Origin of the sequence: Streptomyces gilvus, assembly GCF_022513565.1 — a bacterium.
GTDB lineage: Bacteria > Actinomycetota > Actinomycetes > Streptomycetales > Streptomycetaceae > Streptomyces > Streptomyces gilvus.
Map to the genome: position 1 here is coordinate 161,203 of NZ_JAKWBE010000006.1, position 12,097 is coordinate 173,299.

General features: G+C 69.0%; 12 protein-coding genes. 10 read left to right on the top strand and 2 right to left on the bottom strand.

Annotated features, from left to right (window positions below; translation table 11 throughout):
• The first annotated feature begins 578 nt into the window (after nt 1-578).
• Nucleotides 579-4,580: an nSTAND1 domain-containing NTPase gene (locus MKW14_RS12220; RefSeq protein ID WP_240862084.1), complete on the top strand. Its 4,002-nt coding sequence runs from the start codon at nt 579-581 to the stop codon at nt 4,578-4,580.
• Nucleotides 4,581-6,749: 2,169 nt separating this feature from the next.
• On the opposite strand, the gene MKW14_RS41540 is transcribed toward MKW14_RS12220, so the two are convergent.
• Both MKW14_RS41540 and MKW14_RS12225 read right to left on the bottom strand, forming a co-directional pair.
• Nucleotides 6,750-7,280 (bottom strand): RICIN domain-containing protein, encoded by a 531-nt coding sequence (locus MKW14_RS41540; RefSeq protein ID WP_374116561.1) that lies wholly within the window; start codon nt 7,278-7,280, stop codon nt 6,750-6,752.
• 99 nt (nt 7,281-7,379) lie between these two features.
• Nucleotides 7,380-8,138 (bottom strand): GntR family transcriptional regulator, encoded by a 759-nt coding sequence (locus MKW14_RS12225; RefSeq protein ID WP_240862085.1) that lies wholly within the window; start codon nt 8,136-8,138, stop codon nt 7,380-7,382.
• A 190-nt stretch (nt 8,139-8,328) separates the two neighbouring features.
• On the opposite strand from MKW14_RS12225, the gene MKW14_RS12230 reads away from it, so the two are divergent.
• The 9 genes from MKW14_RS12230 (at nt 8,329) to MKW14_RS12270 (ending at nt 12,097) form a co-directional block, all read left to right on the top strand.
• A complete protein-coding gene (locus tag MKW14_RS12230; protein ID WP_043433451.1) occupies nt 8,329-8,658 on the top strand; it encodes an SCO3933 family regulatory protein in 330 nt (109 codons plus the stop codon).
• Between the two features lie 2 nt (nt 8,659-8,660).
• Nucleotides 8,661-10,001, top strand: a complete 1,341-nt coding sequence (locus MKW14_RS12235) for an FtsK/SpoIIIE domain-containing protein (RefSeq protein ID WP_240862087.1) — start codon at nt 8,661-8,663, stop codon at nt 9,999-10,001.
• 42 nt (nt 10,002-10,043) lie between these two features.
• Nucleotides 10,044-10,688, top strand: coding sequence for a DUF2637 domain-containing protein (locus MKW14_RS12240; RefSeq protein ID WP_240862089.1), 645 nt, complete (start codon nt 10,044-10,046; stop codon nt 10,686-10,688).
• Nucleotides 10,689-10,707: 19 nt separating this feature from the next.
• Nucleotides 10,708-10,896, top strand: coding sequence for a mobile element transfer protein (locus MKW14_RS12245; protein WP_208783122.1), 189 nt, complete (start codon nt 10,708-10,710; stop codon nt 10,894-10,896).
• Between the two features lie 13 nt (nt 10,897-10,909).
• Nucleotides 10,910-11,065 (top strand): hypothetical protein, encoded by a 156-nt coding sequence (locus MKW14_RS12250; protein WP_086083352.1) that lies wholly within the window; start codon nt 10,910-10,912, stop codon nt 11,063-11,065.
• 14 nt (nt 11,066-11,079) lie between these two features.
• Entirely contained in the window at nt 11,080-11,394 is a 315-nt protein-coding gene (locus tag MKW14_RS12255; protein WP_240862092.1) for a SpdD protein, read from the top strand.
• A gap of 92 nt (nt 11,395-11,486) precedes the next feature.
• The gene (locus MKW14_RS12260; RefSeq protein WP_240862094.1) at nt 11,487-11,669 is read left to right on the top strand and encodes a hypothetical protein; all 183 of its coding nucleotides are present in this window, start codon (nt 11,487-11,489) and stop codon (nt 11,667-11,669) included.
• A 4-nt stretch (nt 11,670-11,673) separates the two neighbouring features.
• Nucleotides 11,674-11,916, top strand: coding sequence for a hypothetical protein (locus MKW14_RS12265; RefSeq protein WP_240862097.1), 243 nt, complete (start codon nt 11,674-11,676; stop codon nt 11,914-11,916).
• Entirely contained in the window at nt 11,909-12,097 is a 189-nt protein-coding gene (locus MKW14_RS12270) for a hypothetical protein (protein ID WP_240862099.1), read from the top strand. The genes MKW14_RS12265 and MKW14_RS12270 overlap by 8 nt, the downstream gene beginning before the upstream one ends.

A 12,097-nucleotide genomic window follows, 5' to 3' on the forward strand; every position in this document is an offset into this window, starting at 1 on the left:
GCCGCACTCGCCGCCTCGCGGGCCGCAGCGGTCGCGGCCGACGGAGCAGCGGCGGGCCGAGACATCGCGCTCAATGCGGCTGCCGACGAAGCCGAGGAACTCGCGGTGGTCGCGGCTTCCGCGGCGCGGTGGCTGTGGGTCGGGCACCCGGAGCCAGGCCGTGGTGGATGTAGAGCGGGACACCCGGAGCCAGACCGTGTTTCACGTGAAACATCGGTTTCACGTGAAACAGTGGCGGGCGTTCCCGGATGCCGCGCCGTTCGGCGCCGGTCCCTCCCCTCGTGGGGACCGGCGCCGAACGTCACGGATCTCTCGGACTCAGCCGGCCGGGCCGGCGCCGCCCTCCGGATCTCCCGGCGGAAGCTGGCCGAGAACCGATGGCGCCATGCGCCGCCCCTCCGAACGCTGAGCCGATGGCCCGGGTGGACGAAGCGTGATGGGTTGGCCACCCGGTCGGGATCCTGCCAGTTCGATGCGGCGACGAGGAGATTCCGGCCACCTGCCGCTCCCTTAAACCGCAGGTCAGCCGTATAAAGTGAGTTTTCCGGTCCGGATGTCAAACGCGGAGGAGGTTAGGGGTGGAGGCCTTGAGTCCCGACTCAGGGGCGCGTACAGCCTTCGCGGAACGTCTCGCGCTGCTGTACAAGGAGGCTGGAAATCCTCCCCTCACGCGGGTCGCCGAGGCGGTCGTACAGCTGCAGCGAGTGGACGAGCGAGGGCGGCCCGTGCGGGTGTCCGCCCAGCGGATCAGTGACTGGCGGCGGGCGAAGAACGTGCCGGCTCAGTTCGCCGCCCTCGCCGCGGTGCTGCACATCCTGATCCCCCAGGCCCGCCGAGCCCGGCCCGCTCCGGTGTCTGCGGGGCTGTACGACATGGCTCAGTGGCAGCGCCTGTGGGAGCGCGCCGTCGCCGACCCGGCCGGGGAGCGTCCCGCCCCACCGACAGCCGTGGAGGAAGGCCCGCCGGCCGAGGTTCCCGCCATCGCCGGGGTGTGCCCGTACCGGGGTCTGGCTTCCTATCGCGAGCAGGACGCCCGCTGGTTCTTCGGCCGGGAGCGGAGCACCGACTCCCTCGTCGACCAGCTCCGCGCCGTGGAGCGGACGGGCGGCCTGATCATGCTCGTCGGCGCTTCCGGGGCGGGAAAGTCATCCCTGCTGCATGCCGGCCTGGTACCCGCGCTGCAGAACGGCGCGCTGAGCGACCACGGCATCGGCACGACGACGGTCGTCCAGTTCGTGCCGGGGGCGGACCCCCTCGGGGAGCTGACCGGACGAATACCCGAGCTCGCGGACGTCCTCGCCGCGGCGGAACCGGGGACCGAGGAGTTCACCCGGGACGTGCGGGAAGCCGTCGCGGTCTGGGGCAAACGGGAGAGCTCCGGCATGAGCCGCCCGGTCGTCATCGTCGACCAGTTCGAGGAGTCCTTCACCCTCTGCTCGGACGAAACGGCCCGCCGCACCTTCGTGCAGACCCTGGACGCCGCCTGCTCACCCTCGGGCCCCGACGAACCGGCGCCCGTCCTCGTGGTCCTCGGCATCCGCGCCGACTTCTACGAACAGTGCCTCTCCCATCCCGAGCTGGCCGACTCCCTGCAACACCGGCATATGGTGCTCGGCCCACTGACCACCACGGAACTGCGCGAGGCCGTCACCGGTCCCGCCAAGGCGGTCGGACTGGAGCTGGAGCCGGGGCTCGCGGAGCTGATCGTCCGCGAGGTGAGCGCCGACGGGCCCCGTGGAGCGCACGACGCCGGTGTGCTGCCCCTCCTGTCCCATGCCCTGCTCGCCACCTGGCAGCGGCGCAAGGCGGGGCGGCTGACGCTGGTCGGCTACCGGGCGGCCGGCGGCATCCAGGGCGCGGTGGCGGCGACCGCCGAGCGCGCCTGGTCCGATCTGGACCCGGCGGCGCGCGCGGCCGCGCGACTGCTGCTGCTGAGGCTGGTGCGGCTGGGTGAGGACACCCAGGCCACCCGGCGGCGCGGGACCCGGCGCCAGCTGGCGCGGGAGTCGACGGACCCGGAAGCGACGGAGGAGTCGCTCGAGGCATTGGTACGCGCCCGGCTGGTGACACTGGACGCGGAGACCGTCGAGATCACCCACGAGGCCCTGCTGCACGCCTGGCCGCGACTGCGGGACTGGATCGACGAGGACAGGAACGGCAACCTGCTGCGCCAGCAACTGGAGGAGGACGGTCGGGCCTGGGAGGCTTCCACCCGCGACTCCTCGCTGCTGTACCGGGGCTCCCGGCTGGAGCAGGCCCGCGGCTGGGCCAGATCGGCGGGCGACACGTTCCTGACCCGCAGCGCGGTGGACTTCCTCGCCGCCTCGGTGCGGCTGCGCAAGCGCACGCTCCTGATCAGCCGCGCCGCCGTCTCGGCGCTGGTCGTGCTCGCCGTCGTGGCCGTCGGCTCCGCCGTCGTCGCCCGTCAGCAGCGCGACGACGCCGTCTTCCAGCAGGTGCTCGCCGAGGCCGACCGCGTCCAGGCCGCGGATCCCTCGCTGTCGGCCCAGCTCGACCTGGTCGCCCACCGGCTGCGAAAGGACGACGCCGGTACGAACAATCGCCTGATCTCCATCGTGAACGCGCCCCTGGCCACACCGCTCCTGGGCCACACCGGCGCCGTCTACCTGACCACCTTCAGCCCGGACGGGCGGCTGCTGGCCACCGCCAGCTACGACCACACGGTCCGGCTGTGGGACGTCAGCGACCGGACCCGGCCCAAGCCGCTGGGCAAGCCCCTCACCGGTCACACCAGCTGGGTGAGCAGCGCCGTCTTCAGCCCGGACAGCCGCACCCTGGCCAGCGCCGGGGACGACGGCACCGTGCGCCTGTGGGACGTCGGCGACCCGCGCCACCCGCGCTCGCTGGGTCCGCCGGTGACGGGACACGACGGCACGATCTTCCTGGCCGCCTTCAGTCCCGACGGGCACACACTGGCGACCGCCGACGAGGACCACACCGTACGGCTGTGGAACGTGACCGACCCTCACCGCCCGGTCTCGCTCACCACGCTGAAGGGTCACACCGACTCGGTTCGTTCGATCGCGTTCAGCCGGGACGGCAGGACCCTGGCGTCCGGCGGTGACGACGACACGGTCCGCCTGTGGGACGTCAGCAACCCGCGGGATCCACGCTCTGTGGGCAGGCCCCTCACCGGCCACACCCAGACCGTGCACTCCGTCGCCTTCAGCCCCGACGGCAGGACGCTCGCGAGCGGCAGCTCGGACGACACGGTCCGCCTGTGGAACGTCGCCGACCGGGAGCACCCGAGCTCCCTCGGTGAGCCTCTGATCGGCCACACCGGCCCTGTCTGGTCCGTGGCCTTCAGTCCGGACGGGTCGATGATCGCGGCGGGCAGCGCCGACAGCACGGCGAGTCTGTGGAACGTGAGCAATCCCGCCTACCCCTCGCAAGTCGGTGAGCCGCTCGCGGGCAGCAGCGGTGAGATGTACGCCGTCGGCTTCAGCCCCGACGGGCGGACGCTGGCCACCGGCAGCGGTGACAGCAAGGTCCGCCTGTGGTCGATACCGGCGTCGGACATGACCGGCCGGATCGGGGCGTTCAGCCGGGACGGGAAGGTCCTCGCCACCGCCGCGGAGGACGGCAGGATCCGCCTGTGGAACGTCACGGAGCCGGCCCGCCCCGTGGCGCTGGGCGAGCCCTTCGCGACCAAGGACCGCACCCCCCGCTCGATGGTGTTCTCACCCGACGACCGCACTCTCATCGCGCTGACGGGAACCACGAACTCGGTCGAGCTGTGGAACGTCGCAGACCTCGCGCATCCCGTCCCGTACGGCCCGGCCGTCGAACTGCTGACCCGGTACGCGGGCGCCGACGCACTGGCCCTCAGCCCCGACGGGCGCACGCTGGCGGTCGACTTCGACGACCGGACCATCCAGTTGCTCGACATCGGCGACCCACCCCACCCCCGCCGACTGGGCAAGCCCCTCACCGGCCACACCGGCTACGTCAACGCCCTCGCCTACAGCCCCGACGGCCACACCCTCGCCAGCAGCAGCGCGGACGGGACCATACGGCTGTGGAACGTCATCGACCCCCGACGACCGCACCTGATCGGCTCTCCGCTCACCGGGCACCTGGGCCCGGTCAACACGCTCGCCTACAGCCCGGATGGCCACACCCTCGCCAGCGGCAGCGACGACGACACGGTCCGCCTGTGGAACGTCGCCGACCCGTCCCGGGCGAGGATCCTGGGCTCCCCGCTCACCGGTCACACCGAGGCGGTGGTGTCCCTGACGTTCAGCCGGGACGGCCGCACCCTGGCCAGCGGCGGCAACGACAACACGGTGCGGCTGTGGAACGTCGGCGACCCCTCGGACGCGGCCCCCATAGGCCAGTCGATGAGCCCGAACGCCAAGACCGGCAACTTCCTTGCCTTCAGCCCCAGAAGTCACCTCCTCGGCGTCTCCAGCGGCGCCGACACGGTCCGCCTGTGGAACCTCGACGTCGACGCGGCGGTACGCCATATCTGCTCCACCACCCGGGGCGTACTGACGCCGCAGAAGTGGCACGAGTACCTGCCCCGGCTCTCGTACGACCCTCCGTGCGCGGAGCAGTGACAGCGGAACCCGGTGATCCGGATCACAACTCTCGGTTCGCCCCGAGCAGTTGGCTCCCGCCGGACAACCGACCTTGTTACCCTTGGCCATAGCCCGACCGCTGGTGCATCCCCCGTCGCCAGCGGCCGGGCGTTTTCGTACCCGCCCCAGGTCGATCTCATCCGGGGACGCGTTGGTGTCACCGGGAGATGCAAAAGACCCCCAACCATGATCGGTTGGGGGTCTTTTCGCTGGTGGGGCTAACAGGATTTGAACCTGTGGCCTCATCCTTATCAGGTCGATCATGGGGGTCGTGGACGTCGGTCAACTCGCCCTGGGCCTCGATGAACCATGCGCCTGTGTCTTCCGCTGACCGCGGCTGTCCGCCCCTGTTGATGTCAGCCGTTGATGTCAGCCTGTCTTGGCGCTCTTGACACATCCCGGCCCGTCTGATCTGAGGGGACGATGATTGCCTAATTGGAGATAGAGCTGTACGGCTGTAGCTACAGAGAGGGGCCTTGTGTAGCTACACGGAGCCCCATCCTGGCTGGCCAGCGAGGTCAAAGCAGAGGTATTGTAGTAGACAGATTGTCTCCGGATAGGGCCCTGAACAGGGCTTTTCTAACAACAACCGTAGACAGAGGGGGTTTGGCCCCGGCGGCAACCAGGACCAAACCCCTTGCCTTAGCGAGTCCGGTCGAGCTGATACCGACCGGACTCGCTGCATTCACAGCTCATCACGTGTCGCCTCCGACCGGACGTCTAACGGGTCAGTGGATCCAACCCGCGTGATCGATGATCACGAACGCTAGTCCAACGACTGCAACAGCAACCTGCCACCTCTCGGGGCCGGTCCACCTGCGCCGCCGCTTCCTAGGGTTCTCTTTCATCTAGCCCTTCCCTTCGCCCTCAAGACCGGCCCCGAGCGGACCGGAGGCTGTGAACTCGCGCCCCCAAACGCGTAGTTCAGTGAGAGCTCCGTGAAGTAGCTTTGCTTATCTTACCGGTCGCGTTTGACAGTAGGTGCTACTGGCCATCCATGCAGGTCAGGGAGTTGTTCCTAGCGCCGACGCTCGCACGATTCTGCAATCCAGCCCTAGATCCCATGAGGCTATGCGGCTATGACGCATGGAGATTTGCTCCGGGATCGATGGCATGGAGAGAGGGTTTCACGTGAAACACCAACTGCAACCTCTGCCCTGCTCTGTGACGGTAGCAGCGCACCTTGCTCCTTTCTGCCCGACTGCTCGACGGCCGCTCAGTTCCAGCTAACGGTCTCCTCCGACTCCAGAGATCGTTGGGGCCGCGCTGGGTACACGATGAGTACTTGTTGGGTACACGCTGGGTACGTGGGACCGCCCATCCAGCCCAGACGCTCGATTCTTAACTTGGCTGAATCCAGGTAGGCACAGTCGTACAGATGGCCGCTCGACGTCGCTTAACCTGTGGTCGCCAGTTTGCCCCACACGCCCCGCAAGGGCAACTTCCAAGGTCAGATAGCCACTTCACCTTGGTTTCGCAACCTGTGATACTTGTTTGTAGCACTGTTGCCTTCAAATCCAAGGCAGGGAGCAATTGGATTGAGTGGAGCGACTACCGGGACAGCCTCAAGGTTCACGTTGCCGTCACCGATCCATCTGCCTCAATTACCACCTACCCCAGCTGCCATCCCGTCCGCCGTCGACCCACACACCGTGGAGCGGGCGTGGTTCCTGGCGTCCAGGTGGAGCGCGCCACTGCACGAACGACCTGGACGCCAGGGGCCGCGTCTGCTCGGCTCTGCCTGGGTCGACGGTGGTCGGGATGGCAGCTCCCCGCGCACGCCACTACGGACCCGCGGTCGAGAACGGCGCCCCCTCCATCCCGGTGCCGGCCGAGCCCCCGCCGGAGGCATCGTCTTGACCGGGGCCGCGCTATGCGGTGATCGACTCATGGCCACCGGCCCTATCCACATGTGGGCGCGCGTCGGCGCAGCGCGGGCGGAGCGGGCCGGAGGCAGGAGCGGCGCCCGCAGCGGAGCCGGGAGCGCGCCCGGCGGAGCGGAGCGCAGCCGGGGCTTGATGAGGTAGAGAAACCTGTAACAGCTCGATGGCCAAGAGCCCTGGCTCGGCTGCGTGTTTCCGTGGTGGTCCGGCAGGCGTTGGCGTCAGCGGGGAAGGGCACTGATGTTGTGAGAGCGGCGTCGTCCGCTTATACCGTGGCGGGGTCGCCGCCGTGTGGAAGAACAAAGAGCCATTGCTGAGCCCGTACGGCTCGGCGCTTGTCAAACCATGGCTTCCACGTTGGCACAAAGTCTCCGGCAGCCGTCAGTAGCCGTTGGCTGTGTACTGCCTCTACTTCGAACGCGGCCCCGTCGGGCGACTTTTTCAGCCGCCAGCGCTGGTGAGCTTCCGCGTTGGGCTCCCCCATCAGAAGGTCTGGCCTCTGAGAGTCACGTGTGGAGTCAAGCGCGAGTCCGTTATCTGCCGACACGATGAGCACTTCCCCTTGTACCCCGCTCGGGCGGAGAAACCACAGTTGCTGCCTCTCCGCATGTGGTGCCCACAAGTGGGGCTCTTCCCCAGGCTGGTTGCGCCACGCCGTGTCGAGAGCTAGCCCGCAGTCGCGCGCAATGATCAGGAACGGCCCAGCCGGATCGGTCCTCTTCTTCCGCCACGCTGGGAGCGTAATGTTTTCCACCCCGACGGAGATCCCGGGGAAGCCGATCCGAATGCTCACCATGCGCGGACGTTAGCAGCGTCTCGCGCCTCCCCGAGTCGCAAGGCTCGAAATGGAAGGAATGATCGGTTACACCTTGCTGCTAGGTGCCACGCCGACCCGTCAGGCGTCGAAGTCGTACTCCAGGATGTAGGAGGCGGCATCGAGCGTCATTTCGTTGATCTCGACGGGGCGCCCTTCATCCGCGAACGCGGTCCGGCAAACGAGGATCACGGGTGTGCCTGCGGAGATGCTCAACTGCGCCGCTTCGTGCTTCGTGGGCATGCGTGAGCGGATCTCCTCGCGGAAGTGCACTGGCTTGTACCCAAGTTCGGCGAGACGGGCGTAAGTTCCGCCGGGGCCCGTGTCTTCTTGGGTGATCGCTGACCCTGCGACTACCGACGTGGGGAGATAGCTCGTTGCGAGAAGAACGGGCTTGCCGTCCAGGACGAACCGCCGGCGTCGCACGCAGACAGTGTCCTCGTCGGCCAGGCCCAACACCTGCCCAATCTGCGCAGGCGCGGTCTCCTCCGACACCGTCACCTGGTCCACCACGAGGGCCCGGTTCTCGATGTCCGCAGACCAGATGGATCGACCGCTGCCCCACTGTTCCTGCGAAAGCCGCTGGATGCCTCGGCGCCTCAGCGGGCGGAAAGACCGGACGAACACGCCGGCACCCTTGCGGGACTCGGCAACCCCCTCGTCCTTGAGCACGCTCAGGGCCTGACGGGCTGTCATCCGGGCCACGCCGTGCGCGGCCATCAGGTCGTTCTCTCCCGGAAGCCGATCACCGGGACCGTACTCGCCCGACTGGATCGCCTCGCGTAGAGAGTCCGCGATCCGCTGGTACTTCGGCCGACGGTCGTCGTCGGTGGTGGTCATTCGGGAGCCCTCCTCTCTTCTCTAGACAGCCTAGGCCATGGGCTGGCCGGTCGCTCTGTGCGTGTAACCCGAATCCCTCGCCGACAACCTCTCTAGACATCTCCCTTGACGACGTCTCTAGAGATGTGCTCCCATTGGAGATGTCTAGAGAGGTCGCGTAGGGCGGCCTCCGAGAACGAGGGATGTGCTCATGCCGTCTTTCAAGATCGACACTTCGACTGCTGTGGTGTTCGTGGCGACCGCGCCGGAACCGAAGATGGTCAACAAGAAGACCGGTGAGCGGGCCGTGGACCGGGAGACCAACGCGAGCCTGTCGACCGTGGGTCTGCTGGTCTCGGACGAGGGGGAGGGCAACCTCTACCAGGTGACCGTCCCGGAGACCGGCCTCCCCGAGGGCCTGGCGCCGGGCATGCCGGTCAAGGTCATCGGTCTGAAGGCGCGTGACTGGGAGAACGAGTTCAACGGCCAGAAGCGGCACGGGATCTCGTTCCGCGCGGTCGCGATCACCCCGGCGGCCTGACCATGACCGACCTGACGATGTGGCTGGAGGGTGCGGGAGCCCTGGCCGGTGCCGGTGGTCTCGGCTACGCGAAGGTACGCGCACCGCGCGTGTACTGGTCGCTGGTCGGGATGCCGGTCACCTGGGGCCGCTTCACCTTCTCCTACCGGTCGACCATGGACGTGTGCGGGCTGACGGTGCAGCCGTCGGGTCTGCGGGCGTTCATGACCCGCAATGTCGCACGCCGTGATGTCCAGCCGGTCCCGCCGAAGATCCGCCGGGTACGCGGCACGTCGACGGGGCTGCGGGTGACCCTGCGGCTTCCCGCCGGCCTGGAGCCCGCCGACCTGATGGCCTCTTCGGAACGGCTCCGGCACGCGTGGGGCGTCCACTCCGTGACCGTGGTCGAGACGAAGCCCGGTTTCGTCGAGCTGCGGTTGACCGGCTATGACGTGCTGCGCCGGGTGCGGATGCCCCGCAAGGCCCGGCCGCACGACATGGCCGTTCCGGTCGCGGTGCGGGAGGACGGGACCGCGTTCGAGCGGGACTACCGCAAGGCTCCGATGGCGCTCACCCTGGGCGCCAACCACTCGGGCAAGTCCATGTATCAGCGCAACCTGATCAAGGGACTGGCGCAACTGCCGGTGGCCCTGGTCGGGATCGACTGCAAGCGCGGGGTGGAACAGTCCGCCTTCGCGCCCCGCCTGTCGGCGTTGGTCACCACCCCCGACGATGCCGCCTCCCTGCTCGGCGTCCTGGTCGCCGAGATGGAAGACCGATTCGACCTGCTGAGCCGTCACGGCGTCTCGGACCTGTGGGAACTGCCCGCAGAGCTGCGGCCGGTGCCGGTGGTCGTCCTCGTCGACGAGGTGGCGGAACTGTTCCTGATCTCCTCCAAGAAGGATGAGGAGCGCCGGGAGCGGATCGTCACCGCGCTGATCCGCCTCGCGCAGATGGCCCGCGCGATCGGCATCTACCTGGAGATCTGCGGGCAGCGCTTCGGCTCCGACCTGGGCAAGGGCGCCACGATGCTCCGCGCTCAGCTCACCGGCCGTGTGGTGCACCGCGTCAACGACAAGCAGACCGCCGAAATGGGTCTGGCGGACGTGGCCCCGGACGCGGTGCCGGCCGCGAGCCTGATCCCGATGAATCGCCCCGGTACCGCTGTCGCGGCGGACTCTACCGGCGGCTGGTCGAAGATCCGCACCCCGAACACGTCCCGCGATGAAGTCGTGGCGGTCTGCCGGGAGTTCGCCCACCTGGTCCCGGATCTGCCGTTCCTCGAACCGTTCCGCCCCTACGTGCCCGCTCTTGCGCCGACGTCCGGTCCGTCGCTGGTCAAGCCCCGCCCGGTCACCGAGTAGCGCCCGGCTAGGACCCAACCCCCTGAAGGGAGGTGCCCCCGCATGTCTCGTTCCGTCCGTCTCGACGCTGTACTCATCCAGGCCGTCATCGCTGGTGCGCTGTCGTTCGCTCACCTGCACGACTTGGCCGAAGCGGCTGGGCAGACCGGCTGGAAGGCGTGGGCTTACCCGGTCTCGGTCGATCTGCTTCTTGTTGCTGCCTGGCGTCGGCTGCGCACGGCTCGCCGCGACCGTTCTGCCTGGATCTGGTTCGTGATCGCGCTGTTCGCCTCGCTAGGTGCGAACATCGCGACCGCCGGGCTCCTCGACCTGGCCCGCGTGCCCGCCTGGCTGTGCATTCTCGTCGCTGGCTGGCCCGCTCTGGCCTTCCTCGGCGGCACGCTCCTGGTCCACTCGCCCGACGCCCCGGCTGCTCCTGCACAGGCTGTGGACGAACCGGCGACGCCGGAAGTCGAGGTGCACCGCACCGACGAACCAGCCCCCGCCGCGACCGTGCCGGAACTGACTCCCGCACCGCCGCAGCCCGCCCCCGCCGTTCCGTCCGCGCTGCTGGACCACGCCCGGAAGATCGCCGATGCCCACCGCGCCTCCACGGGCTCTGCGATGCCCGCCGCCGCCCTGTCCGCACGGCTCCAACTGCCCGCCCCGATGGCCGACGCCATCGCCGCGGAACTCCAACTCACCTGAGACGAGAGGAGAAACGCCCGTGACCGCCTACCGCCGCTTCCGCAACGTGATTCGCATCGGCCCCGTGCAGGTCGCCACTGCCTACGACGGTCGTGGCCGCGACAAGCACACGGCTGCCTGCACCGCCCCCGGCTGCGGCTTCGCCGCCGACTACGACACCCGCGCTGGCGCCGAACTCGCCGCCCGCACCCACCGCTGCAAGGCCTGAGAGGAGATCAGCCATGGACGTACCGCTCTGGCTCGCCCTGCTCGTCGTCGGATGGCTCGGCGTCAAGCTCGCCCGCCCGCCGTGGTGGCTGGTCGCCGTGCTCCTGGTCGGCGGCTACCTCGTCGCCGGAAGCTTCCTGGCCCCCGCCCTCGGCACCGTCCTCAAGTAGAAGGGAACCGCCTCGTGTTCACGCCCAAGTACCCGCCCCAGGACACCGCCCCGCCCGCCGCAGCCCCTGTGCCGGCCGCCCACACCCCGGCACCCGTCCAGCCGTCCGCCCCGGCCCCGGTTCCGGCGGCCGCGGCCTCGAACCGGCCGACCATCCAGCTCACCCCCGGCAGCGCGCTCGCCCTCGCCGCTGGCGGCGGCGCCGTGGTCCTCGTCGTCGGTGCGGTCCTGGTCTCGCTGCTGCTCGCGCTCGCCATCACCGGCATGTCCGTGGCCGTGGTCGCGGTCGTCCTCCGCTCGCTGCTCAAGGACCTCGACAAGCACCGCTAACGGCCCCCGGGGCGGCTCTCTCGCCAAAGAACCGCCGCCCCGGACGCCTGCACCTCTTCCAGATCCAACGGACCCGAAAGGGAAGCCCCATCATGCCCCAGCACGCCTCAAACACACCCGCCTGCCGCGACTGCGACGGCTTCCCCGTCGTCGCCATCACCACCGGCGGCCGCCACGACGACGGCACCCGCGTCACCCTCCGCGTCGCCTGCCCTGCCTGCCAGGGCACCGGCCACACCACCCGCGCCGCCATCTTCGCCCGGATCGGCAGGTGACGACGTGAAGACCCTGACCGCCTCGGCCCACATCGAGCCGGACACCCGTTTCCGGGTCACCCCGTTCGCCGACCGCACCAACCCCTTCGTCTGCCTCCGCATCGGCGGTGACTCCGTCGAGCTCGCGCTGATCGCACGTGTCGGCAGCTCGGAGGCGCTGCGCGCTCTCGCTGCTGCGGCCATCGAAGCTGCCGGAACCCTGGACGCCATGGCCGACGACGCGGCGGAGGTGACCAGCCATGGCTGACCTCACCCCGACCCCGGACCGCCCCGGCCTGCACGTCAGCAAGCCGTCCCCGAACACCCCCGCCACCGCATCGGCCCTCTGCCACTGCGGCGCCTCCGCCACCGCCAAGGGCGACGCCCAGGTCAAGGCACTGGTCGAGGGCTACACCGCCCACCACGGCCCCGCCCACAACCGGAGGTGA